This window comes from Novosphingobium tardum, assembly GCF_042652045.1.
Lineage (GTDB): Bacteria > Pseudomonadota > Alphaproteobacteria > Sphingomonadales > Sphingomonadaceae > Novosphingobium > Novosphingobium tardum.
The window spans coordinates 261,288-285,498 of sequence record NZ_JBHSDR010000004.1; the positions used below are offsets into that span (position 1 = coordinate 261,288).

17 protein-coding genes and 1 tRNA gene are annotated in these 24,211 nt (G+C 64.6%); 10 read left to right on the forward strand and 8 right to left on the reverse strand.

Annotated elements, in window-relative coordinates:
- Positions 1–16: 16 nt before the first annotated feature.
- Positions 17–1,942, forward strand: a complete 1,926-nt coding sequence (locus ACFO0A_RS07555) for a DUF3604 domain-containing protein (protein WP_379538398.1) — start codon at positions 17–19, stop codon at positions 1,940–1,942.
- On the opposite strand, the gene glpD is transcribed toward ACFO0A_RS07555, so the two are convergent.
- Together glpD and ACFO0A_RS07565 are read right to left on the reverse strand one after the other, a co-directional pair.
- Positions 1,879–3,405 (reverse strand): glycerol-3-phosphate dehydrogenase, encoded by a 1,527-nt coding sequence (gene glpD / locus ACFO0A_RS07560; RefSeq protein ID WP_379538399.1) that lies wholly within the window; start codon positions 3,403–3,405, stop codon positions 1,879–1,881. The two genes, ACFO0A_RS07555 and glpD, sit on opposite strands and share 64 nt — an antisense overlap.
- A 52-nt stretch (positions 3,406–3,457) precedes the next feature.
- Entirely contained in the window at positions 3,458–4,570 is a 1,113-nt protein-coding gene (locus tag ACFO0A_RS07565) for an S-(hydroxymethyl)glutathione dehydrogenase/class III alcohol dehydrogenase (RefSeq protein ID WP_379538400.1), read from the reverse strand.
- A gap of 105 nt (positions 4,571–4,675) precedes the next feature.
- On the opposite strand from ACFO0A_RS07565, the gene ACFO0A_RS07570 reads away from it, so the two are divergent.
- The 5 genes from ACFO0A_RS07570 to ACFO0A_RS07590 all read left to right on the forward strand — a co-directional run bounded on the left by ACFO0A_RS07570 (position 4,676) and on the right by ACFO0A_RS07590 (position 10,517).
- A complete protein-coding gene (locus tag ACFO0A_RS07570; RefSeq protein ID WP_379538401.1) occupies positions 4,676–5,746 on the forward strand; it encodes a PLP-dependent cysteine synthase family protein in 1,071 nt (356 codons plus the stop codon).
- 118 nt (positions 5,747–5,864) lie between these two features.
- Positions 5,865–6,791 carry an acyl-CoA thioesterase gene (locus ACFO0A_RS07575; RefSeq protein WP_379538402.1) on the forward strand — a complete coding sequence of 309 codons (927 nt, stop codon included), beginning with the start codon at positions 5,865–5,867 and terminating at the stop codon, positions 6,789–6,791.
- Between the two features lie 103 nt (positions 6,792–6,894).
- The gene (locus ACFO0A_RS07580; RefSeq protein ID WP_379538403.1) at positions 6,895–8,103 is read left to right on the forward strand and encodes an acyl-CoA dehydrogenase family protein; all 1,209 of its coding nucleotides are present in this window, start codon (positions 6,895–6,897) and stop codon (positions 8,101–8,103) included.
- Positions 8,104–8,116: 13 nt separating this feature from the next.
- The gene (locus ACFO0A_RS07585) at positions 8,117–9,187 is read left to right on the forward strand and encodes an acyl-CoA dehydrogenase family protein (RefSeq protein WP_379538404.1); all 1,071 of its coding nucleotides are present in this window, start codon (positions 8,117–8,119) and stop codon (positions 9,185–9,187) included.
- A 4-nt stretch (positions 9,188–9,191) separates the two neighbouring features.
- Positions 9,192–10,517, forward strand: coding sequence for an MFS transporter (locus tag ACFO0A_RS07590; RefSeq protein ID WP_379538405.1), 1,326 nt, complete (start codon positions 9,192–9,194; stop codon positions 10,515–10,517).
- A gap of 9 nt (positions 10,518–10,526) precedes the next feature.
- On the opposite strand, the gene ACFO0A_RS07595 is transcribed toward ACFO0A_RS07590, so the two are convergent.
- Positions 10,527–11,789, reverse strand: a complete 1,263-nt coding sequence (locus ACFO0A_RS07595) for a TetR/AcrR family transcriptional regulator (RefSeq protein ID WP_379538406.1) — start codon at positions 11,787–11,789, stop codon at positions 10,527–10,529.
- Complete coding sequence (locus tag ACFO0A_RS07600) at positions 11,786–13,489, reverse strand: class I adenylate-forming enzyme family protein (RefSeq protein WP_379538473.1); 1,704 nt, start codon at positions 13,487–13,489, stop codon at positions 11,786–11,788. Before ACFO0A_RS07600 ends, ACFO0A_RS07595 begins: the two co-directional genes overlap by 4 nt.
- Positions 13,490–13,687: 198 nt before the next feature.
- Here ACFO0A_RS07600 and ACFO0A_RS07605 point away from each other — a divergent pair, with 198 nt between their 5' ends.
- The 4 genes from ACFO0A_RS07605 to ACFO0A_RS07620 all read left to right on the forward strand — a co-directional run bounded on the left by ACFO0A_RS07605 (position 13,688) and on the right by ACFO0A_RS07620 (position 21,319).
- Positions 13,688–14,470: an SDR family NAD(P)-dependent oxidoreductase gene (locus tag ACFO0A_RS07605; RefSeq protein WP_379538407.1), complete on the forward strand. Its 783-nt coding sequence runs from the start codon at positions 13,688–13,690 to the stop codon at positions 14,468–14,470.
- Between the two features lie 12 nt (positions 14,471–14,482).
- Positions 14,483–15,715 (forward strand): serine hydrolase domain-containing protein, encoded by a 1,233-nt coding sequence (locus ACFO0A_RS07610; protein ID WP_379538408.1) that lies wholly within the window; start codon positions 14,483–14,485, stop codon positions 15,713–15,715.
- Positions 15,716–15,738: 23 nt separating this feature from the next.
- Positions 15,739–17,775, forward strand: coding sequence for a 3-hydroxyacyl-CoA dehydrogenase NAD-binding domain-containing protein (locus ACFO0A_RS07615; protein WP_379538409.1), 2,037 nt, complete (start codon positions 15,739–15,741; stop codon positions 17,773–17,775).
- Positions 17,776–17,887: 112 nt separating this feature from the next.
- Positions 17,888–21,319, forward strand: a complete 3,432-nt coding sequence (locus ACFO0A_RS07620; RefSeq protein WP_379538410.1) for an amidohydrolase family protein — start codon at positions 17,888–17,890, stop codon at positions 21,317–21,319.
- 2 nt (positions 21,320–21,321) lie between these two features.
- Here ACFO0A_RS07620 and ACFO0A_RS07625 read toward each other — a convergent pair whose 3' ends face one another.
- The 4 genes from ACFO0A_RS07625 to ACFO0A_RS07640 form a co-directional block, all read right to left on the reverse strand.
- A complete protein-coding gene (locus ACFO0A_RS07625; RefSeq protein WP_379538411.1) occupies positions 21,322–21,783 on the reverse strand; it encodes a MaoC family dehydratase in 462 nt (153 codons plus the stop codon).
- Positions 21,784–21,937: 154 nt separating this feature from the next.
- Positions 21,938–22,011: transfer RNA gene (locus ACFO0A_RS07630), tRNA-Gly, on the reverse strand.
- A gap of 125 nt (positions 22,012–22,136) precedes the next feature.
- A complete protein-coding gene (locus ACFO0A_RS07635) occupies positions 22,137–23,102 on the reverse strand; it encodes an NAD(P)H-dependent flavin oxidoreductase (RefSeq protein ID WP_379538412.1) in 966 nt (321 codons plus the stop codon).
- Between the two features lie 69 nt (positions 23,103–23,171).
- Positions 23,172–24,086: an ROK family protein gene (locus ACFO0A_RS07640; protein WP_379538413.1), complete on the reverse strand. Its 915-nt coding sequence runs from the start codon at positions 24,084–24,086 to the stop codon at positions 23,172–23,174.
- Between the last annotated feature and the right edge of the window lie 125 nt (positions 24,087–24,211).

Consider the following 24,211-nt stretch of genomic DNA (forward strand, 5'->3'; position numbering starts at 1 on the left):
GGGGGAAAATCCACGGATGCGCAAAATCGCGTGCGCGAGCAGCTTCGTGTTGCTTGGCCTGATGGTCGCAGGCTGCGACGTAACCGGCGCCGAAGTCGTCGAGCGCGACGGCGCGGACATTGCCCAGGCACCACTTCCCGAGCGGGTGTATTGGGGCGACACCCACCTCCACACGGCCAATTCGGTCGATGCATTCGGCTTCGGGGTGAGGCTTGGCCCGGAAGACGCGCTGCGCTTTGCCCGCGGCGACGAGGTAACATCGACCATGGGGCTGAAGGTCAAGCTGGCCCGTCCGCTCGACTTCCTCGTCATCGCCGACCATTCCGACGGCTTGGGAGCGACGAAGGCCCTGTACGACGCTCCCCGGTTCATGATCCGCGATCCGCAACTGTTGCGCTGGCACGACATGATGCACGAGGGACCGGAGGGAACCCAACGCGTTACCGCCGAGCTGATCACCGCCGCGGCGAACCGCACTCTGCCCGCGGCGATGATGGACCCGGTCGCCGGCCGCAAGCGAACAACGACAGTCTGGACCAATCAGACCCGCACGGTCGAGCGCTACAACCAGCCGGGCAAGTTCACGGCCTTCATGGGCTTCGAATACACGCTGATGCCCGACGGCAACAATCTGCATCGGGTCGTGGTCTTCCGCGACGGCAAGTCGAAGGTCGATCAGATCCTTCCCCTTGGCGCGATCACCGGCAACATCCCGGATCCGTTGTGGGATTACATGGACGCGTACGAGAAGAAGACCGGCGGCAAGGTTCTCGCGATCCCGCACAACTCGAATGTGTCGAACGGCCTGATGTTCGAGCTCACCCAGCCGGGCGGCGGCCCGATGAGCGCCGAATACGCTCGTCGGCGCGGGGCCCATGAGCCGCTGGTCGAGATTACGCAGATCAAGGGCGATAGCGAGGCCCACCCCTTTCTCTCGCCGAACGACGAGTTCGCTGGCTTCGGCGTCGAGGGGTGGGACCTGGGCAACCTTCCGCTGACTCGGCGGAAGACGCCGGACATGTTCGCGGGAGAGTATGTCCGCGAGGCGTTGAAGCGCGGCCTTGCGATCGAGGCGCGAACCGGCGTGAATCCTTACCGCCTTGGCGTGATCGGATCGACCGACAGCCACACGGCTCTCGCCACGGCGGACGAGGACAATTTCTTCGGCAAGCATACCGGCCAGGAGCCGGGCCCCGACCGGGTCATGGAATCGCAGAATCTGGGGACTGCGGCAGGGCGGTTTGGCTGGCACTACCTTGCGGGCGGATACGCGGCGGTCTGGGCGACCGCCAATACCCGCGGCGCGCTGTTCGACGCGATGATGCGGCGCGAGGTCTACGCCACCACGGGGCCCCGAATGACTGTGCGCGTCTTCGGTGGCTGGGACTTCGGCTCAAGCGACCTGAACAGCAGCTGGGTGCGCACCGGATATGCGCGTGGCGTACCGATGGGAGCGGTCCTCAAGCCCGCGGTCGTGTCTGGCAAGCGACCCACGTTGATGATCTCTGCGGTGAAGGACCCCATCGGCGCGAACCTCGATCGGGTGCAGGTGGTCAAAGGGTGGATCGATAGCGCGGGCGCGCTGCACGAGGAGGTGTTCGACGCGGCATGGAGCAACCCGCAGCAGCGCAAGATGGTCGGCGGAAAGGTGCCCCCCGTTGGCGACACGGTGAACGTGGCACGGGCGACATACACCAACACCATCGGCGCCCCGGTGCTTTCCGCGGTCTGGAGGGACCCCGCGTTCGATCCGCGCCAGCGCGCGTTCTACTACCTTCGGGTGATAGAGATCCCGACACCGAGTTGGCCCGCTTACGACGCGCTGCGCTATCACCTGAAACTGCCGCCCGAAGTCCGGGTCAAACAGCAGGAACGCGCCTACACTTCGCCGATCTGGTACGAGCCGCCAGCAGTGGGCGCTGGCCCCATCATGGACAGATAATCGGCCAGCCGCGCGACCTGTGCCGGATCGAGGCGCAGGCCGAGCTTGGTCCTGCGCCAGAGGATGTCTTCGGCAGTTTGCGCCCACTCCCGCCGGACGAGATAGTCGACTTCGGCCTGGCTTAGCCCGTGGCCGAAATCCCCGCCCAGAGCGGCGCGTTCCGTCGCCGCGACCAGCCACTCCCGCGCGAGGGTGCCATAGGCCTTGACGATCCTGTCCGCATCGGCGGCGCTCAGAAAGGGATGTGCGGTACGATAGGACGCAGCCAGCGCGGCCGCGCCATCCAGCGGGAAATCGCCGCCGGGCAATGGCTCACGCGCTGTCCAGGCGGGGCCAGCTAGCGCGGAAACGCGCTCGGCCAGCAGGTCGACCGCCTCCTGCGCGAGGTGGCGATAAGTGGTGATCTTGCCGCCGAATACGGAGAGCAGCGGAGCGCCCTCGCCAAGCTCGGACAAGTCGAGCCGGTAGCCGCGGGTCGCGGCCTCGGGTTTTCCCGACCCGTCGTCGATCAGCGGCCTTACGCCGGAATAGGTCCAGACTACGTCGGCGGGGGATACCTGGCGGGTGAAGTAGGTGTTGGCGCCCTCGCACAGGTAGGCGATCTCTTCCTCGCTCGCCCGGATGTGATCGAGCCCTTCATGGTGATCGCGATCTGTGGTGCCAATCAGGGTGAAGTCCCGCTCGTAAGGGATGGCGAAGAAGATGCGGCCGTCGGCGAGCTGGAAGAAGTAGGCGAACGGGTGATCGAAGAGCCGTGGCACCACGATGTGCGATCCGCGAACCAGCCTCATCCCGAGCGGCGGAGCGTCGCCCGTCAGCGCGCTTACCGAAAGGACCGAAGGCCCGGCGGCGTTGACCAGCGCACCAGCCGTAAACTCTCCCCTCGGCGTCTTCAGCGTCCAGCCAGTGCTGGCGCGCTGGGCGCGGAGCAGCGGAGTCCGGGTCACTACATCCGCGCCGCGATTTGCAGCGTCGCGAGCATTCAGCACCACCAGACGGGCATCGTCGACCCAGCCGTCGCTATATTCGAAGCCCCTGCGATATTGCGACTTCAGCGGCTTTCCTGCGGGGTGTTTGGTCAAATCGATCGACGTGGTCGGCGGCAGCAGTCGCCGGCCGCCGATGTGGTCGTAGAGGAACAGTCCCAGGCGCAGCAACCAGCGTGGCCGCAAACCTTTCACGTGAGGCAGGACGAAGCGCATCGGCCAGATGATATGGGGAGCGATGCGCCACAGGGCCTCGCGCTCCGACAAGGATTCACGCACCAGCCCGAACTCGTAGTGCTCGAGGTAGCGAAGGCCACCGTGGATCAGCTTCGTCGAGGCAGACGAGGTGCCCTGGGCAAGATCCCCCGCCTCGAGCAGCAACACCCGCGCTCCGCGTCCCGCGGCGTCGCGCGCGATACCGGCCCCGTTCACACCGCCGCCTATGACGGCGATATCGTAGAAGCCGCTGGCGCTCACACGCGCAACTTGGTCGAGCTTCGCGCCATCGCAGGCCTTCTCTCGCGCGCGATCAGAACAGGACGACGCTGCGGATACTGTCGCCCGCGTGCATCAGGTCGAAACCCTTGTTGATCTCTTCGAGTGTGAGGACGTGCGTGATCATCGGATCGATGGCGATCTTGCCGTCCATGTACCAGTCGACGATCTTCGGCACGTCGGTTCGGCCCTTGGCCCCGCCGAACGCGGTGCCGCGCCAGTTTCGGCCCGTCACGAGCTGGAACGGGCGGGTGGCGATCTCCTTGCCCGCCTCGGCGACGCCGATGATGATCGAGGTGCCCCAGCCGCGGTGGCAAGCCTCGAGCGCGGTGCGCATGACCTCGGTGTTGCCGGTGGCGTCGAACGTGTAGTCGGCCCCGCCGTCGGTCAGCGCGACGATCGCCGCCACGGTCTCATCCCGGCTCATGCCCTTCGTGTTGAGAAAGTCGGTCATACCGAACTGGCGGCCCCATGCCTCGCGCTCAGGGTTGATGTCGACCCCGACGATCTGCCCCGCACCGGCCAGGCGCGCGCCCTGGATCACGTTGAGCCCGATCCCGCCGAGCCCGAATACCACCACGTTGTCGCCCACCTGGACCTTGGCGGTATTGACCACCGCTCCGACCCCGGTGGTCACACCGCAGCCGATGTAACAGCTCGTCTTGAACGGCGCATCTTCGCGGATCTTGGCGACCGCGATCTCGGGCAGCACGGTGAAGTTTGAAAAGGTGGAACAGCCCATGTAGTGATGGATCATCCGCCCCTTGTACGAAAAGCGGCTGGTGCCGTCCGGCATCAGGCCCTTGCCCTGCGTCGCGCGGATCGCCGTGCACAGGTTGGTTTTGCCCGAAAGGCAGGATTTACATTGGCGGCATTCCGGCGTGTAGAGCGGGATCACGTGGTCGCCGGGTTTGACCGAGGTCACCCCTGCCCCCACCTCGCGCACAATCCCTGCGCCTTCGTGGCCGAGCACGCTGGGGAACAGGCCCTCACTGTCCAGCCCGTCGAGCGTATAGGCGTCGGTGTGGCAGATCCCGGTCGCCATGATCTCGACCAGCACTTCGCCGTGCCGGGGACCCTCCAGGTCGAGCTCCACGATCTCGAGCGGCTGCTTGGCCTCGAATGCTACGGCTGCGCGGGTCTTCATGGAGTGCTCCGGATTTGCGCGGCGACGCATCTTTCGCAGCCGCGCGGGGTGGCCTATCGCATGGTCAGGATGCAGACAAGGCACCGGCAAGCGAGGAAACAGGGCATGGCGACAGCGCCTTCGGCAGATCGGGCGTGGCTCGCGGAAGCGGTCCGGCGGATCGAGGCCGACTATCAACGGTCGGCGGACACCCACCTCATACGCCTCGACCTGCCTCGCTATCCCGGCATCGTTCTATATCTCAAGGACGAAAGCTCGCACCCAACCGGCAGCCTAAAGCATCGCCTTGCGCGGTCCCTGTTCCTCTATGCGCTCTGCAACCAATGGATCGGACCAGCGACGACCGTGATCGAGGCGTCTTCCGGCTCGACCGCAGTGTCCGAAGCTTATTTTGCGCGAATGCTGGGCCTGCGCTTCATCGCGGTCGTGCCCTCGTCGACCGCCGCGCCAAAGCTCGAGGCGATCCGCTTTCATGGCGGAGAGATCCACACCGTGGACGACCCCCGCAGCGTGACCGAAGTCTCGCACCGCCTCGCCGACGAGACCGGGGGGCACTTCCTCGATCAGTTCACCTTTGCCGAACGCGCGACCGACTGGCGCGGCAACAACAACATAGCGGAAAGCATCTTCACCCAGATGGGAGACGAAGAGCATCCCGTCCCCTCCTGGGTCGTGTGCGGAGCAGGGACCGGAGGCACGTCGGCGACGATCGGCCGGTTCATCCGCTATCAGCGCCACCCGACGATGCTGTGTGTTGCCGATCCCGTCGATTCCGTGTTCCACCGGCACTATGCCGATCGGTCGGTTACAGCGCTGCCGGAAGGTTGCGGGTCGCGGATCGAAGGGATCGGCAGGGCACGGCTGGAGGCCAGTTTCATGCCCGGGGTGATCGACCGGATGATCGCGGTGGAAGACTGCGACAGTATCGGCGCGATGCATGCGCTGGCCGCGCGGCTCGGACGCCAGGTTGGCGGTTCGACGGGTACGAACCTGTGGGCATGCGCCCAGATCATTCGGGAGATGGCGGCCAGCGGGCAAAAGGGGTCGGTCGTGACGCTGCTGTGCGATCGCGGCGACCGCTACGCTCAAACCTATTACGACGACGCCTGGCTCGAAAGGTGCGGCGTCGACTGCACGGCATCGCGCGAGGATATCGCTCAAGTCCTCGCAGCTTAACGCTGGCTGCAGGGAAGGCCGGCGGCGTTCGATTGTCATTACGGTCGGCTTGCTCTAGCGCGATTCGAACACCGGGTTTGGCAATTGTCAGCAAGTCGACCGGAAAGGGGCGAACATCATGACGACTGAGCCGGCCAACGACGACGTTGCCTCGCGGATCGAGCGCGTCCGCGCGGGACGGTCATCGGTGCCGCCCGAAAAGCTCATACGGAACCTTCTGCGGCTGTTCGACCTCAAGCCCGGCGAGGAAGAGCACACCTTCACCTTTCCTCCGCTGCCCCGCGTCACGCGCGATCGCCTGTTCGGGGGCCAGGTGATCGCCCAGGCGATGGTCGCCGCCGCACGGACGGTGCCTGCACCCAAGCAGATCCATTCGCTTCATGCATATTTCCTTCGCGCCGGGGACGAAGGCCTGCCGACCGATTTTACCGTTCGCCTGGATTTCGACGGGCGCAGTCTATCGAACCGGCGAGTTATCGTCCGCCAGCAGGACAAGGTGATCTTTAACCTGACAGCTTCCTTCATGGCGCCGGCTGAAGGCCTTTCCCATCAGCTCGCCATGCCCGACGTGCTCGGCCCGGAAGAGGTCTGGTCAGCCGAAGAGCTTGTGGCCAACATCCCCGATCTTCCCGAACGGGCGATTGAGAATCTTGCCCGACCGCGGCCCTTCGAAATGCGCGGCGTGCGTCCGCGGCCGCAGGAGCGTGCAACCCGCCATTACCAATGGATGCGAGCGGTTGCGCCCATGCCCGACGATCCGTTGATGCACCGCGCTGCCCTCGGCTTCGCGTCCGACATGGGTCTGCTGTCGACCTGCATGCTTCCCCATGGACTCGACTGGGCTACCCCCGGCCTGTTTTCGACGAGCCTTGACCACGCGATGTGGTTTCACGCCGATTTCCGGGCCGATGAGTGGCTTCTCTATATGATGGATACCGACTGGTCGGGCGGGTCGCGCGGGCTCAACCGCGGATCGATCTATCGCCGCGACGGAACGCTTGTCGCTTCCGCCGTGCAGGAAGGTCTTTTGCGCTTCGCGCCCTGATCCACCACGGTGCCCCTTGCCCGCGTTCCAATGTCGGGTATGGTGAGTTGCAGTGTCCGCCAACGGACCGCATGAGAGTGATGCCCCCTTCAGGAGAATGACGATGGCCACCGCTGCCGAGGCCCCGGCCCGAGACGATCTCGACGCCTTCCGCGACGAAGTGCGCGCGTGGATTGCCGCGAACTTTCCCGAAGAACTCAAGAACCGAAGCATGACCTTCTCGTCGGTCGAGGGCGCGCCGGTCGAGACGCCAGCGATGACCCGCTGGCGCGAGGCGATGGGCGAGCGCGGGTGGGGTACGCCGACCTGGCCCAAGGAATACGGCGGCGGCGGGCTGTCCCGCGACCAGGCCAGGGTGATCGAGGCGGAACTCGCCCGCGCAGGGGCCTACAATCCAATCGGCGGCATGGGCGTGATGATGTTCGGCCCGACCCTGCTCGAATACGGCAGCGAGGCTCAGAAGCGCGAGCACATCCCGCCCATTACTCGCGGCGAGATACGCTGGTGCCAGGGTTACTCCGAGCCCAATGCCGGGTCCGACCTCGCAAGTCTCCAGACCTTCGGCGAAGACAAGGGCGATCACTACCTGGTCAACGGACAGAAGACCTGGACCAGCGGCGGCCAGTGGGCGGACAAGTGCTTTGCGCTGGTGCGTACCGACCGGACCAAGAAGCAGGGCGGCATCAGCTTCATGCTGATCGACATGGACAGCCCGGGTGTCGAGGTGAAGCCGATCCAGATGATCTCGGGCGTATCGCCCTTCTGCGAGACCTTTTTCACCAATGTGAAGGTGCCCAAGGAGAACCTCGTCGGCGAGGAAGGCCAGGGCTGGACCATCGGCAAGCGTCTTCTCCAGCACGAGCGCACGAACCTTTCGGGCGGCGGCGCGCTGGCTGCCGCGAACGCGCAGTCGCTTTCGGCGCTGGCCAAGAAGTACCGGGGGACCGGCGCCGACGGCCAGCTTGAGGACACCGATCTGCGCGCACGCATTGCCAAGTTCGAGATCGACTGGGCGGCTTTCCTGCTTACCGCAAGGCGAGCCGCGGTCGAAGGCAAGGGCGGCGGCGTCTCGACGATCAGTTCGATCCTCAAGAAAGCCGGCACCAAGCTGGGTCAGGAAGGCGCCGAACTGGCGATAGAGATCATGGGTCGCCAGGGCCTCGGCTGGGAGGGCGAAGGCTTTACCGAAGAGGAGCTTACCGGCGTCCGCACCTGGCTCTTCGGCAAGGCTACGACGATCTACGGCGGTTCGACCGAAATCCAGAACAACATCGTCGCCAAGAACATTCTTGGCATGCTCGATCACCAGTAAGGCGCGACGCGATATGGCAATCCTCAACGACGAACAGGCCATGCTGCGCGACATGGCGCGCGAGTGGGCTACCAACGAAAGTCCGGTGGGCAACTGGCGCAAGGTCCGCAATGCCGAAACCCGCGAGGCTGTGGACGAAGCCGCATGGAACGCGGTCCGCGAGATGGGCTGGACTGGGATCGTCATCCCCGAAGCGCACGGCGGGTCCGACTTCGGCTGGCTTTCCGCCGGCCTGGTGGTCGAGGAAATGGGCAAGACGCTCACCGCCAGCCCGCTTGTCGCCTCCACCCTTGCGGCAAGCGCGATCGTTCTGGGCGGCAGCGACGAACAGAAGGGTAAATACCTTCCACGCCTTGCGAGCGGCGAGCTTGTCGGCACGCTGGCTATCGACGAAGGTCCGCGACACGCCGGCAACGCGGCGAAGGTGTCGTCCGGCGCCAGTGGCATTTCCGGAACGAAGTCATTCGTGGCGGAAGCTCATAACGCGGGCCTTTTCGTCGTGTCGGCAAGCGACGGGCTATACCTCGTCGAGAGCGGCGATGGCGTATCCCTGTCACAGCGCTCGCTGATCGACCGGCGCAATCATGCCGACGTCACCTTTTCCAATGCCGCGGCGGAAAAACTCGCCGGCGGCGGCGACGATCTCACGGATAAGGTCCTCGATCGCGCGCGCATCCTGACATCGGCCGAAATGTTGGGGATGGCCAGTCAGGTGTTCGACGTGACACTCGCGTACCTGAAGCAGCGCGTCCAGTTCAACCAGGTGCTCGCGACGTTCCAGGCGCTTCAACACCGCATGGCCGATCTGTTTTCCGAGATCGAGCAGATGCGCTCCGCCGTCGAAGGCGGGCTCGAAGCGCTCGACGCCGATTTCAACGTGCCGAAGGCCGCGTGCATCGCCAAGGCCAAGGCCAATGACGTGCTCCACCTGATGAGCCGCGAGGGCATCCAGCTACATGGCGGGATCGGCATGACCGACGAATACGACATGGGCTTCTACCTGAAGCGCGCGCGCGTGCTGGAAGCATCTTGGGGTTCAAGCGCGTTCCTGCGGGATCGGTTCGCAAAGCTCAGCAGCTACTAGGGACTTGTCCGGGGCACTCGATCCGTCGGCCCCGGCAAGTGAAGCCGATCTGGCCGAAAGCGTCGCCGGCGAAGGCGCGATGGAGCGGCATGCGCGTTTCGTCGACGCGAACATGCGGCGAAACTTCAGCGCCAACCTGATCCACGGCATCTTCGGGATGACCGGCTTTCGACTGATCTACGCACCGACAATCATTCCCGCCTATATCCACCTGCTGACAGGCAGCGCTTCGGCCGTTGGCCTCGGTACCGCCCTGCTTCAGCTTGGCGGGACGATTTCCCCGATCGCGAGCGGCACGCGTGTGGAGACCCGCCGCTTCATCCTGCCTTACGCCGTGCGTGTCGGCTCGATGATGCGCGTCATGCTGCTGGGTCTTGCGCTGGCCGGATGGTTCCTGACCGGCAACCAACTTCTGGGCGTAACCTTCGTGCTGTTTCTGCTGCTCGGGTTCTTCTCGGGCGCGCAGCGGGTCGCCTTCCAGATGCTGATGGCCAAGGTCATTCCCATACGCAGGCGCGGGAGGCTGCAAGGCTATCGCAACGTGGTCGGCGGCCTGATCGCCGCTGTGCTGGCCTGGTTCGCCGGGCACGTGATGATCGAGCAGTCCTGGTTCGGCAACGGCTATGCGACGACCTTTCTTCTGGCGTTCGTTCTCACCAGCATAGGACTTTTCGCTCTCCAACTCTTGATACGGGAGCCAGAGGCCCCTGCGAGGCGCTCTCCTCTGCCCTGGCGCGAGCGTATCGCTGAGCTGCCCAAGTTACTGCACAACCCGGACTTTCGTCATTTCCTCACTGCGCAGGGCTTCGCCACGGCGGCTCGCGTCGGACTGCCTTTCTGGACGATCTTCGTGGGCGACCGCCTCGGCCTCAACGGAGCGCTGATCGGCGGCCTCAGTCTAGCGTTTCTCGGCGCGGATACCGTCTCCAACCTCGCCTGGGGCGCGATCGGGGACCGCTACGGCTTCCGGATCGTCTATTTGCTTTCGCTCGGCGCGACGCTGGCCGGCCTGATCCTTCTCGTGACCGGGACCACCGCATTTCCGCTCTACGGCGCGTTCGCGATGATGGGCGTCGGTTCGTCAGGATGGATGATGGCGTCGGCCACCATGGTCCTCGAATTCGGAGCGCACGAGGATATCCCGATGCGCCTCGCGTTCGCGACCACGGTCGAAGGGGCGGTTGCTGCCATCGGCCCGCTGGTTGCCGGCGCGTTGGTGGGTCTGTTCGGCTATACGCCGCTGATCGTGATCACGTTCATCGCGCTCGCCGTCGCCGCACTGGTGACCATGACCCGAATTCGCGAACCTCGGACGGTCGATCAGCACTGACTTTCCGGGTCAGTCCGGCTCGCTGAACAAGCCGTGGGCCAGCGTCCACAGGTAAGTCTCGACCGCTGCCTGGGGCTCGGTGAAACGGCGGTTCCACGGGCGCATCTCGAACGCCGAATTCAGGGTCGACATGATGACCTGGCTGGCGATCAACGGATCGATAGCCCGGATCGATCCTTGTGCGATGCCGTCGATCAGCACGCCAGCAAAGCGCCGCGCGAGCCGGTCGGACCGCGCCACAACATCCAGCCGCAACTCGGCTGGAATGGCCTGCAGCGCGGTCGTTCGCAGCAACGGCGTCGCATCGAACAATTGCACGTCCACAAGTTCGGCGAGGACGCTGGCCAGCCGCACGGCGTAGGTCTCGGGAAGCGTTTCGGCGGCATTCAGTGCAGCCGCTACCCGGTCGTGACTGTGATCGAAACAGGCGAGAACCAGATCGTCTTTCGCTTCGTGGTGATGATAGAAGCTGCCCTTCGTGAGGTCGAGTTCGGCGGCTATCCGGGTGACCGACGCACCGCGCATTCCACGCTGGTTGATCAGGACCGTCGCCGCGCGAAGGAACGCGCGCTCGGTGCCCGGTTGTTCCGCCTCCTCGGACCGCCAGGTCTCGCGCTGTGGCAGCGGAACCGAGGGCCAGCCCGCTTCGTCCGTTGCCAGGCCTTCCGCGAAGACCTCGAACAGCCGCTCGGTCAGCCTGCCGAATTCGTCGAGGGAATATTGCACCGACCAAGCCGGCAGCCAGAACACGGCTTCAAGCAGGATATGCGCCCGCGCGATGCTGAGCGCGCGCGAGCGTGGCCTTGCCGGTGCGGCGAAAAAGCCTGCGATCACTTCCAGCGTGGTGCGGTAATGCGAGAGGAGCGGCTTCTGCGCCTCGTCCGCCAGCGCCCGTATCTCGGACAAGGCGATCGTGCGGGGGTGCTCTCCGCGCCGGATCATGGCGCGCAGTTCGACGTGACCAGCCAGCCAATGACGGACGCGCGCGCGCGGATCGGGCTGAGCTGCGGCGACGAGCGCCATTTCGCGCAGAAGATCGAGTGTCGCGTCGTAAGCAGCGACGATCAGGTCTTCCTTGCGGCGAAAATAGTAAGTGACGCTCGTCGTATTGAGACCGACGCGTTGGGCGACCTCGCCAAAGGTCATGCCCTTCACGCCATTCTCGTTGATCAGGGCCGAGGCAGCGTGAACGATCGCCTGGCGCTTCTGCTCGAAGCGCGGGGTATCCGCCGCCGGCGACCCCACGCCTTCGCGGGCCTCGGAGTGAGTCAAGCGGACGCCGTCTGTTCGGGAAGGAACAACGCCTTGAGCTCGCGCTTCAGGATCTTGCCGTTGGCGTTGCGCGGCAGCGTTTCCTTGCTGAACACGATCCGCACCGGCACCTTGAAGCCGGCGAGCCTGGAGCGCACGAGGTCCTGCAATTCGCGTTCGGTGGCCTGGGCACCCGGGGCAAGATGGACGACTGCCGCCGGCTCCTCTCCCAGTTGAAGGTGCGGTATGCCTATCAACGCCGCATCGGTGACCGCCGGATGGTCATAGAGCACGTTTTCAACCTCGGACGAGTAGATGTTCTCGCCGCCGCGGATGATGATGTCCTTCGCCCGGTCGACGATGAAACAGAAGCCTTCCTCGTCGAGCCGCGCGAGGTCGCCTGTGCGCACCCAGCCGTCCACAAAAGTTTCGGCGGTAGCATCTGGCCTGTTCCAGTACCCCTTCACGACCATCGGGCCCCGCGCCCACAATTCCCCGACCTCGCCGACCGGCAGCTCGCGCGTGCCATCCTCGTTCATGATCTTGAGGTCGGCCACCGGGACCGGAGGCCCGGCGCTCGTCGGCCGGTTGAGATAGTCCTCGCTCGAATGGGTGGTGACGGTGGCCATCGTCTCGGTCATGCCCCAGCCGTTTCCGGGCAGCGCGCCGAACACTTCGCGAATCTTGCGCACCAGTTCGGGCGCAGACGGCGCGCCGCCATAGGCTATCGCCTCGAGGCTGGAGAGATCGTATTTCTCGCGATCGGGATGCTCGATCATCTGCCAGGCGATGGTCGGCACGCCACCCGTCGAACTAACCTTCTCGCGCTCGATGATCTCGAACGCCTTCACGACGTCCCACTTGCGCATGTAGACGGCGGTATGGCCCGCAAACAGCGCGCCCATCAATCCCGCCGAGCATGCGGTTACGTGAAACAGCGGGATCACCAGCAGGGTGGTCTTGAACGCCGGCTCGGGCAGCGGATCGCCGCGGCGCAGGACCGCGCGGACCGCCGACCAGGCCGAGGAGAAGATGTTCGTGGTCAGGTTTCGGTGCGAACCCAGCGCACCCTTCGGCTGGCCGGTCGTGCCGCTGGTGTAGAAGATCGTCGCCGGATCGTCGGGTTCTATCTGCACATCCGGGATCGCGCTGTCCGGCAGGGGCGCCCAGTCGCCGGGTTTGCCGATGACCGCTTCCAGATGCTCCGCCGGGGGAAGGAGCGCCCCCGCCCGGGTCACCATGATGGATTCGAGCGCCGGCAATTCCGGCAAGTGAGGCAGCACCCGGTCGAGACGTTCCTCGTCACACACCAGGATGCGGCATCCCGAATTGGCCAGACCGAACGTCAGTTCCAAGCCGGTCCACCATGCATTGAGCGGCACGCAGATGGCGCCGATCGCGGTCGCGGCGAAAAATGCCACGGGCCATTCGGGCAGGTTGCGCATCGCCAGCGCGATGCGGTCGCCCTTTTTAATTCCACGATCCCTGAACTCCTGGGCTAGCCTTGCGACCGCGCGGTACCAGGCTTCGTAGCTGACGCGCTCGTCCTCGTAGATGGTGACCAGCCGCTCGCCATGCCCGCGCGCGATCTCGGCCAGGGCGCGCAGCGAAGGCGGTGCGTGTTTCCACGTCCGCGTGGGCACTCCGTCGATCACGACGGTTTCCATTTCGAAGCGTTCGCCGGGGGCGCACAGCAGATCTCGGATCGCTTCATTGGACATCGCCGGCCAGTTTGGCGGAGGGTTCCACGCCTCTTCGACGGACGTGTCGCCAACGCGCACCGACGTGTCGTTCAAGCTTCTTCTCCTAAATCGGGTTTGTTTTCTTGTTGTCGCTGTTGCTAAAGCGATTCGGGCAACGGCACAAGTTGCGACCCGGCCTGTGCGCCGGTTTCAGAACCATGGGTATGGGAATTGAGGATGAGCGCTGCAGAACCGCAATCGCTGTTCGACATGTCCGGCAAAGTGGCGCTGATCACCGGCAGTTCGCGCGGAATCGGCCGCGCCATCGCCGAAGCCATGGCGGCGCAAGGAGCCAGGGTCGTCATCTCCAGCCGCAATCAGGGCAAGTGTGAGGAGGTGGCCGCTGCGATCAACAGCGCACGTGGCGACGGAACTGCGATTGCGATTGCCGCAAGCATTTCATCAAAGCCGGCACTCGAGGAACTGGTCGCTCAAGCGCTGGCGCGGCTCGGCAGGATCGATGTCCTCGTCTGCAACGCCGCATCCAATCCCTACTTCGGACCGATGAGCGGAATCAGCGATGAGCAATTCCGCAAGGTTCTCGACAACAACGTGCTGTCGAACCACTGGCTCATCCAGCTGGTGCTGCCCGGGATGATCGAACGCCGAGATGGGGCGATCATTGTGGTCAGTTCGATCGGCGGGTTGCGCGGCTCGGCTACTCTCGGCGCCTATTCCATATCCAAGGCGGCCGACCTTCAACTGGTGCGCAATCTCGCCGTCGAAGTGGGCCAGCACAACATCCGTGTCAACGCCATCGCTCCCGGCCTCATCAAGACCGACTTCGCCAAGGCCCTATGGGACAATCCCGAAAGCGAGGCGCGGTTCAATTCGAGTCACCCCATGCGCCGGATCGGCATGCCCGTGGAGCTGGCCGGCGCGGCAGTCTATTTCGCCAGCAGGGCGGGCAGCTATACCAACGGGCAGACACTTGTCGTCGACGGCGGCACGCTGAGCTGAGGAGCCAATTCAATGCAGACTTTCGACCCGGGCCGGCAGGGGATGTCGGCCGAACGACTGGCGCGCATCGACGCCTTCGTAAAGGGGAAGTACATCGACAACGGCAAGCTTCCCAACGCCCAGCTTGTCGTCGCCCGCAACGGCGAGCCGGTTCATTATTTCGCCCAGGGAACGCTTCGTGCCGATGGCACGCCGCTGCGCGACGACGCACTGTTCCGCATCGCTTCGATGACCAAGCCCGTCACCTCGATCGCGTTCATGCAGCTTGTCGAGGAGTGCAAGATTGCGCTGGAAGACCCGGTGGCAAGAGTCCTGCCTGAGCTCAAGAACCTGTCGCTCTTCGCGGGCGGCGGCGGCAGCGTACCGTTCATGCCGGGCAAGCGCGCCGAACCGATGCGCATGGTCGATTTGATGACCCACATGTCCGGCCTGACGTACGGCCTGCAGAACCGCACCAACGTCGACGCGGCCTATCGGGACAGCAGCCTCGACGTTGCGCGCCATCATCTGGACAGCGATGCCTACATTGCTCGCCTGGCGCAGCTTCCGCTCGAATTCTCGCCGGGTGAGCGCTGGAACTATTCCGTGTCAACCGACGTCCTCGGGGTGGTTGTCGAGCGGCTTTCGGGAATGCGCCTCGGCGACTACTTCAAGGAACACATCTTTGCGCCGCTCGGCATGAACGACACCGCGTTCGGAGTGGCCGAAGGTCAGTCCGACAGGCTCGTCGATTCCTATGGCTACAAGCCGGGCGCTAAGCCCGATCTGGTCGACCTGGGCGCGGAATCGCGGCTCAACGGCCCGGGCAAGTTCGACAGCGGGGGCGGCGGCCTGATCAGCACCATCGCCGACTATCACCGCTTCGCCACGATGCTTCTGAACGGCGGCGTCCTCGACGGGGCAAGGATCGTCAGCCCGAAGACTCTTGCGTTGATGACCGCCAACCACCTGCCGGGGGGACAGGATCTTACCCAGCTATCTCAAAGCCTGTTTTCGGAGAGTCAGAACGCCGGAGTGGGTTTCGGCCTCGGTTTCGCGACTGTGATCGATCCGGCGAAAACGCTGATGCCCGCCAGCAAGGGCGAATTCTACTGGGGCGGCGCCTATTCGACCGCCTTCTTTGTCGACCCGGTCGAGAAGATCACGATGGTTTTCATGACCCAGCTATACCCCTCTTCCGCTTACCCGATCCGGCGCCAGCTCAAGACCATGATCTATGCCGCTGTCGAGGAAAGCTACGCCTGAACTACAAATCCGGAGAACCGCCCATGTCCGTAATCCGCACCGAAAAGCATGACGACGTCCTGGTAATCGTCGCCGACAATCCGCCGGTTAATGCTCTGGGCGCGAAAGTCCGGCAGGGCCTGGTCGATGGGATCGAGCAGGCGCTGGGCGACGATACGGTAAAGGCCGTGGTGATCCGGTGCGATGGGCGCACCTTCTTTGCCGGCGCCGACATTACCGAGTTCGGCAAGGCCCCCGTCGGACCCAACCTGGGCGAGGCTCTGGACAAGATGGAGGCGAGCGACAAACCGGTCGTCGCCGCGATCCATGGCACTGCGCTCGGCGGCGGTTGCGAAGTCGCGCTCGCCTGCCATTACCGGGTGGCCGTCACCTCGGCCCGACTGGGTCTGCCGGAGGTGAAGCTCGGGCTCATCCCGGGTGCCGCGGGCACCCAGCGCCTGCCGCGGGTGGTGGGCGTGGCGAACGCTTTGCCGATGGTCGTCAAGGGCGACCCCATTTCCGCGACGAAGGCCCTGGAAATTGGATTGATCGACCGGATCGTCGGCGCGCAAACGCTGGCGGCAGACGCTATCGCCTTTGCTCGCGAGCAGATCGGCAAGCCGGTGCCCCGCTCGTCCGCCGGCACTGCCCAGCAGGACGCGGTGCGCGATCCTTCGATCTTCGATACCTTCCGCCAGCAGAACGCTCGCGGATTGCGTGGATTCGAGGCGCCCGAGGCCGCGATCCAGGCGGTCAAGGCGTCGACCGAGGGCAGTTATGCCGATGGCGTGAAGCGCGAGCGGGAACTGTTCGTGAAGCTTATGAGCGGAACCCAGTCCGCCGCGATGCGCCATTATTTCTTTGCCGAGCGAGCCGCCAACAAGATCGATAATGTCGATGCCGCGACGCCGCTGATCCCGGTCAACAAGGTCGGCGTCATCGGTGCCGGCACCATGGGCGGCGGCATCGCGATGAACTTTCTGTCCGCAGGCATTCCCGTCACCATCGTCGAGATGCAGCAGGACGCGCTGGATCGCGGGACCGGGGTCATGCGCCGCAATTATGAGAACAGCGCCAAGCGCGGGCGCATGACCGGCGAGCAGGTCGAAGCGGCGATGGGAATTCTCCAACCGACGCTGAACTACGGCGACCTGGCCGATTGCGACCTGGTGATCGAAGCTGTGTTCGAGAGCATGGACATCAAAAAGGAGGTCTTCGCCAAGCTCGACGGCATCGTCAAACAAGGCGCGATATTGGCCTCGAACACCAGCTATCTCGACATTGACGAGATCGCATCGGCCACCCGTCGCCCGGAATTCGTCGTCGGCCTGCACTTCTTCTCGCCCGCCAATGTCATGAAACTGCTGGAGATGGTGCGCGGGGCGAAGACGTCGGACGCGGTTCTCCTGACTTGCATGGCCTTGGCCAAGAAGATCGGGAAGATTGCTGTCGTTGCCGGCAATTGCCCCGGCTTCATCGGCAACCGCATGCTCACCCCGCGCCAGCAGCAGGCGCAGGCACTCATCATGGAGGGCGCCAATTACTGGGACGTCGATGACGTCCTTGTCGATTTCGGATTCCCGATGGGACCGTTCCAGATGGGCGACCTGGCCGGCAACGACGTCGGCTGGCACCGCGATCCCAGTCGGGTCGAAACGGTCCGCGAGGCGCTGTGCGCAGCAGGCCGGTTCGGCCAGAAGGCGGGCAAAGGCTGGTACGATTATGACGAAGCCCGCAATCGCACACCGTCCGACGAGACCCGCGCCATCATCGCCGATTTCGCGTCCAAGGCAGGCAAGCCCCAGCGCAGCTTCACGAAAGACGAGATCCGCGAGCGGCTTCTCTATCCCATGGTGAACGAGGGAGCGAAGATCCTGGCCGAGGGCAAGGCGCAGCGCGCCAGCGATATCGATGTGGTATGGATCAACGGCTACGGCTGGCCACTCTTTACCGGGGGCCCGATGTTCTGGGCCGACACCGTCGGTCTGGACACGGTCGTGGCGGGACTTGAGCGGCATGGACTGCCAGTGGACGAAAGCCTTCGCAGTCGCGCTGCCGCGGGTGAGCGCTTCAGCAACTAACAGGTCAAGGTTTGCGGCCAACCCGACGTAACCGGTGCAAAACCGGGCGATGGGACGTGACCGGCGCGCAACAAGCGCTACATCCGACGAATTAATATTACGGAGGAAATCGATGAGGATGCGGGTCGCGGCGGTTGTCGCCAAGTTGCTTGTGGCGGGATCACTGACGAGCCAGGCCATGGCGCAAACGCCGCCGCCACCCGCCGACCAGCCTGTGGCGGAAAGCCAGAAGCCTGAGAATTCAGTCCTCAACCCCGAGCAGGATACGACCGGTGCCTTGCCTCCTCCGGCCCCGCCCGCCGGCCCTGCGCCGGGCCCCGAAGCAAAGGAGCCGCCAAAGCCGGCGAAGTGGGACGTCAATGCGCCCGCTGGCCTCAAGACGCGCACCGTTCCGATCGCGGTCGACGAGGGAACGTGGATGAACGTCGACGTTTCGCGCGACGGGCGGATGATCGCGTTCGATCTTCTGGGCGATATCTACACCATGCCCATCGGCGGCGGCCAGCCCACGCGCATCGCGGAGGGCCTGGCGTATGAGCATCAGCCGCGCTTCTCGCCGGACGGAAAGCGGATCGCGTTCACGTCCGACCGCGGCGGCGGCGACAACATCTGGGTGATGAACGTCGACGGCGGCGACAAGCGTCAGGTCACCAAGGAGGAATTTCGCCTCCTCAACCAGCCGACGTGGAGCCCCGACGGAAAGTTCATCGTCGCCAAGAAGCACTTCACCACCGGTCGCTCTCTCGGCACGGGCGAGGTCTGGCTCTATCACGCGTCGGGCGGCGGCGGTGTGCAGCTCGTCAAGCGCGCGAGCGAGCAACTCCAGAAGGAGCTGGGTGAGCCGATCTACGCCCCCGACGGCAAGAGCATCTACTATACCCGCAACGTCACGCCGGGACCGATCTTCGAGTATGCGCAGAACTCGCGCACCGACCTCTTCGATATCGAGAAATACGATATCGCGACCGGAGAGGTAACGACAGCGGTCTCAGGCGTCGGCGGCGCCGTGCGCCCGACCCCTTCTCCCGACGGCAAGCGCATCGGTTTCGTGCGGCGCGAGCACGGACGCTCGACACTGTGGGTCAAGGATTTCGCCTCGGGCGAGGAGCGGCGCATCTACGGCGCTCTCGATCAGGACGTGCAGGAAACCTGGGCCGTTACCGGGGTCTATCCGAACATGGCCTGGACGCCCGACAGCAAGGCCGTGATCTTCTGGGCTGGCGGCAAGATCCGCCGCATGTCGGCGGACGGCGCAGGAGGCGACGCAGCGGCGGCTATCATCCCGTTCCGCGTGAACGATACCCGCGTGGTGGTGGACGCGATCCATCCGCAGGTCGAAGTCGCACCAGATCGCTTCACCACGAAGATGCCTCGCTGGGCCAGCACTTCGCCAGACGGCCGCCAGGTAGTGTTCGAAACGCTGGGCAAGCTGTGGATCAAGCCGGCGACGGGCGGCGCGGCGCGGCGCCTCGTCAAGGGTGATGAAGCCGAGATGGAACTGTGGCCGAGCTGGTCGCGCGATGGCCGCTCCGTCGTGTTCGTCGGCTGGACCGACGCCGGCCTGGGCCAGATCCGCACCGTTTCCGCCGGTGGCAGCGCTGCGCGCAACGTCACGACGCTGGCGGGCCACTATGCCCTTCCCCGGTTTTCACCCGACGGCAAAACGATCGTCTTCGAGCGGCGCGGAGGGGGATACCTGACCGCCGCGCGAGGGAGCGAAAATCCTGGCGTTTGGCGCATCCCGGCCGCGGGTGGCACGCCTGTTCGCCTGGCTTCCGACGCTTCCGAGCCGCAGTTCGGCAAGGATGGTGACCGCGTATTCATGCTCGGCAACGACAAGGGCAAGCGCCAGCTCATCAGCACCGACCTCAACGGCGAAGCGCGCAGGGTCCATGCGACAGGCGAGCTGGTCAACGATTTCGAGGTGTCGCCGAGCGGTGAATACGTTGCGTTCCGCCAGAATTACGAAGCTTTCGTCATGCCCTTGATGCCGGGCACCCAGAACGTCGATGTCGACATGAAAGGCGGACCGATGCCGGTGACCCGCGTGAGTGCGGAGGGCGCCGATTACATCCATTGGTCGAACAACGGGGACGCGATCCACTGGAGCATGGGACCGACCCTCTACACGGCCAGAACGTCCGAACTGTTCCGAAATGCCCCGGCGGGCGAGGATCCGGCCAAATTTCCCGCGCCGCGCACGGGCATCTCGCTGGCAATGGACGTCGCCGCCGATCGACCGACCGGGATGGTCGCGATTACCGGCGCCCGGCTGGTAACGATGGCCGACGCGGCCGGCGGGATCATCGACGACGGCACAGTCCTGATCCGTGGCGACCGGATCGTCGCAATCGGCCCCCGGGCTTCGGTCCAGGTTCCTGCAAGCGCGCGGACGATCGATGCCACGGGCAAGGTCATCATCCCGGGCCTCGTCGATGCCCACGCCCATGGTCCGCAGGCCGAGGACGACCTGATCCCGCAGCAAAACTGGTCGTCGATCGTCAACCTGGCGATGGGCGCCACGACGATCCACGACCCGTCGGCGCGCGCGTCAGAAATCTTCGTTGCTTCGGAAATGCAGCGAGCGGGCAAGATCATCGCGCCGCGCATCTTCTCGACGGGCGAAGTGATCTACGGTGCCAAATCGCCGGACGTCTATGCGCAGATCGACACCTACGAAGACGCGCTCGCGGACGTTCGCCGGCTCAAGGCGCAGGGTGCGCACAGCGTGAAGAACTACAACCAGCCGCGGCGCGAGCAGCGCCAGATGGTCGTTGCCGCGGCCCAGGCGGAGAACATGGAAGTCGTGCCGGAGGGCGGGTCGCTCTACACGATGGACATCTCCCTTATCCAGGACGGGAACGCGACGCTCGAGCACAACATGCCCGGTGAACGGTTCTACGAGGACGTCCTCAGCCTGTGGTCCCAGACCAAGACGAACTACACCCCCACCCTCGTCGTGACCTATGGCGGTCTAGCCGGCGATCCCTACTGGCGCCAGCACACCGATGTGTGGAAGCACCCGCTGCTCTCGCGTCATGCGCCGCATGCCCTGCTCGAAGCGCAGAACACCCGCCGCGAGATGGCGCCGGAGGAAGACTACGTCGACGACGACAGCGCGCGCGAGGCCGGCAAGCTCATGAAGCGCGGCGTGCAGGTTGCAATCGGCGCGCATGGCCAACAGGCCGGGCTTGGGCCGCACTGGGAAATGTGGAGCTTCGTGCGCGGTGGATGGAGCCCGATCGATGCCCTCCGTGCGGCCACGATCATGTCGGCTACCTCGCTGGGCTATGCCCATGACGTGGGGTCACTCGAAGTGGGCAAGCTCGCCGATCTCGTCGTGCTCGATGCCGACCCCACGGTCGACATCCGCAACAGCGACAAGATCAGTCAGGTCATGCTTGGCGGCCGGCTCTATGATTCCGCGACCATGAACGAGGTTGGCACCGGCACGCGCAAGACCGCGCCCTACTGGTGGACCCAGACCGGTGGCGGGATGCCGACGACAATGACGATCGGAGACGCCGCGACCGGCGGGGACTGACGTCAGCCGTCGGCTGACGGCGCGGCAAGCATCAGGGCAGCGCGTAAAGTTCGGCAGACGATCTCGTCACGCTGATTGATCCCCAGATGCTCGAACGTCACGATCCCCTGCCCCGGCCGCGATTTAGACGGGCGCAGTTCCATTACCCGGGTCTCCACCCGGATCGTGTCGCCCGCGAAGACCGGTTTGGGAAATGTCGTGTCGGTCATTCCCAGGTTGGCGACCGTGGTGCCGAAAGTCGTGTCCTGAACCGATAGGCCGATGACGAGCCCGAGCGTGAAGAGCGAATTCATGAGCGGCTTGCCGAACTCGGTCTTGCTGGCCGCTTCGTAGTCGATGTGGAGCGCGGCAGGATTGAACGTGAGCGACGAGAACAGGATGTTGTCCGTCTCCGTGACCGTCCGCCGCACCTCGTGGATGAAGCGCTGGCCGACTGAGAACTGCTCAAAATAAAGGCCCGGCATTTACCCTCCCGATCGCCCACGGCGAGAAATTTGAGCGAAGTGTGCTGGGTATCGGTAGAGTTCTGGCACCGCGCCTGCAAACCCTGTCGCTGCTCGCAGAGGACGCCGATCGTCTGCACCGGGCCGATTACCGCCCCTGTCAGCGCGTCCGGGCTGGAGCGGGTGAAGGGAATCGAACCCTCGTATTCAGCTTGGGAAGCTGCTGCTCTACCATTGAGCTACACCCGCATCCGAGACGCCGTGCGCTTGTCCGCCCTTGAGACCTACATGACAACAGGGCGGTGCGGGAAGCGCGTCTGGCACAGACCGGTTTGCCGGTCAATCGACCAAGGGCGCGCTTCGCCGCGGACGCATCAGGCGAGACCGGACCGCACGCGTTCTGCCTGCGCCATGATGTTCGCGACCAGTTCCTTGCAGGTCGGAATATCGTGGATCAGCGCCTGGCTTTGCCCCGACGACCAGATGCCGCCGTCGAGATCGCCGCCCTCGAGCACGTTGGCGCGCCCGCGCTGGCCGGCCATCAGGGCCTTCACGTCCTCGAAGGTCTTGGTCGGGTCCCGCTGGATCGCGGCCACTTCTTCGGACACTGCGTTTCGCGCGACGCGGGCCGTGTTGCGCAGGGTGCGACCGACAAGGACCGTGTCGAGTTCAGTATTGTCGACGATCTTCTGCTTCACGTTGGGATGAATCTTTGCTTCCTGCGTGGCGCAGAAGCGGGTGCCCATGTTGACCCCGGCGGCGCCCAGCGCGAGCGCCGCGACAAGGCTGCGCCCGTCGGCCATCCCGCCGCTGGCGATTACCGGCACGTCCACCTTGTTCACTGTGGCGGGCAGCAGGACGATGAGGCCCACGTCGTCTTCGCCCGGATGCCCCGCGCATTCGAAACCGTCGATCGAGATGACATCCACCCCGTTGCGCACAGCCGAAACTGCATGGCGAACCGAGGTGCACTTGTGGATCACCCGCACCCCGGCGTCCTTGAACGCGGGAAGATGATCGGTCGGCGCGCGGCCAGCGGTTTCGACGATGGTCACGCCGCTGTCGATGATCGCCTTGCGATATTCGTCATAGGGGATCGGATTGATCGACGGCAGCAGGGTCATGTTGACCCCGAACGGCTTGTCGGTCTTCTCGCGAACCTTATCGATTTCGGCGCGCAAGGCGTCGCCGCTGGGAAACATGTGCGCGGTGATGAAGCCGAGTGCTCCCGCTTCGGCGACCGCCGCCACGAGATCGCCATAGCCGACGCCGGTCATTCCGCCCATTACGATAGGCGTCTCAACGCCGAACATCTCGGTTAACGCGGTCTTGAACATCACTGTCTCCCCATCGCCTCGTCCATTGGACTCGGTGTCGCTTGCCCACACCCCGGCTGCGGCGCAACGCTTTTATCTGTCAGGTGCGCGGCGCTGATCGGCTGCGTTCAAGGCAAGCGCGATCGCGCCCAGCGGCCCAGCTTGCGCGCCGAGCGCCGGGGCAACGACGATCCCCGCGAGAGCTGCTTCGTCGAAGTCGCGCAGATAATGTCCAAGCAGCGCGGAAACCCGGCGGACCGCCGCTTCACGTAAGTGAGGCTGACCAAGGCCGACCCCGCCGCCGACGAGAATGCGCTGCGGCGACAGCGCAAGGATTATTGCACCGAGCAGTTCTGCCAGATCGTTCGCTGCCCGATCCCAGACTGCGTCGGTATGCGGAACTTCACGCGGATCGCGCCCCAGCCGCGCCGCGAGCGCCGGGCCACTGATCAAGCCTTCGATGCAGTCGCCGTGGAAGCTGCACGAGCCTGCAAACGTATCGCCCTGTGCCCGTCGCAGACGCAGGTGGCCAAGTTCCGGATGCAAACGGCCATGAACCGGGATTCCATCTATCAGCACCCCTCCACCGACTCCCGTACCGATGGTCAGATAGACCACGCTGGCGCACCCCCGCGCCGCGCCCCAGTGCCATTCGGCCAGAGCCGCGCCGTTGACGTCGGTATCGACGAGAAACGGACAGGCAAAACGCGGCACCACTTCGGCCACGAGATCGATTCCGCTCCACCCCGGCTTGGTCGTTTCGAGGATTCGGCCGTAGTCCGACGCCGAGGGGTCGACCCTAATTGGCCCGAAACTGGCGATTCCAAGACCCGCAAACCCATTTGTGGGGATACGGGCGGTCAGCCAGGCCATTGTCTCAGGTAAGGACGCGTCAGGAGTTCCAGTCGGCACGCTGATCTGATCGACAATCGTGCCGGATCGCCACGTCGCCGCGAGGATCTTGGTTCCGCCCAGTTCCAATCCAGCATAAGTTTTGTCGGTCTGCATCCCGGGGTTTCTGCGCGGTCGCGGATCGCAGGACAAGCGCAAGAAGCCTATTGCATGCTAATCGTGACCTGCGATCACTCTGTCGCGGATTAGTCGTGAAACGAGTTCGAGCCGGGTCGGTTAGG

Coding starts and splice junctions, on each gene's coding strand:
- ACFO0A_RS07570 (WP_379538401.1), top strand. CDS start 4,676: ATGGCGACAGCGCCTTCGGCAGATCGGGCGTGGCTCGCGGAAGCGGTC.
- ACFO0A_RS07610 (WP_379538408.1), top strand. CDS start 14,483: ATGCAGACTTTCGACCCGGGCCGGCAGGGGATGTCGGCCGAACGACTG.
- ACFO0A_RS07555 (WP_379538398.1), top strand. CDS start 17: ATGCGCAAAATCGCGTGCGCGAGCAGCTTCGTGTTGCTTGGCCTGATG.
- ACFO0A_RS07625 (WP_379538411.1), bottom strand. CDS start 21,783: ATGCCGGGCCTTTATTTTGAGCAGTTCTCAGTCGGCCAGCGCTTCATC.
- ACFO0A_RS07620 (WP_379538410.1), top strand. CDS start 17,888: ATGAGGATGCGGGTCGCGGCGGTTGTCGCCAAGTTGCTTGTGGCGGGA.
- ACFO0A_RS07565 (WP_379538400.1), bottom strand. CDS start 4,570: ATGAAGACCCGCGCAGCCGTAGCATTCGAGGCCAAGCAGCCGCTCGAG.
- ACFO0A_RS07600 (WP_379538473.1), bottom strand. CDS start 13,489: ATGTCCAATGAAGCGATCCGAGATCTGCTGTGCGCCCCCGGCGAACGC.
- ACFO0A_RS07605 (WP_379538407.1), top strand. CDS start 13,688: ATGAGCGCTGCAGAACCGCAATCGCTGTTCGACATGTCCGGCAAAGTG.
- ACFO0A_RS07615 (WP_379538409.1), top strand. CDS start 15,739: ATGTCCGTAATCCGCACCGAAAAGCATGACGACGTCCTGGTAATCGTC.
- ACFO0A_RS07580 (WP_379538403.1), top strand. CDS start 6,895: ATGGCCACCGCTGCCGAGGCCCCGGCCCGAGACGATCTCGACGCCTTC.
- ACFO0A_RS07585 (WP_379538404.1), top strand. CDS start 8,117: ATGGCAATCCTCAACGACGAACAGGCCATGCTGCGCGACATGGCGCGC.
- ACFO0A_RS07575 (WP_379538402.1), top strand. CDS start 5,865: ATGACGACTGAGCCGGCCAACGACGACGTTGCCTCGCGGATCGAGCGC.
- ACFO0A_RS07640 (WP_379538413.1), bottom strand. CDS start 24,086: ATGCAGACCGACAAAACTTATGCTGGATTGGAACTGGGCGGAACCAAG.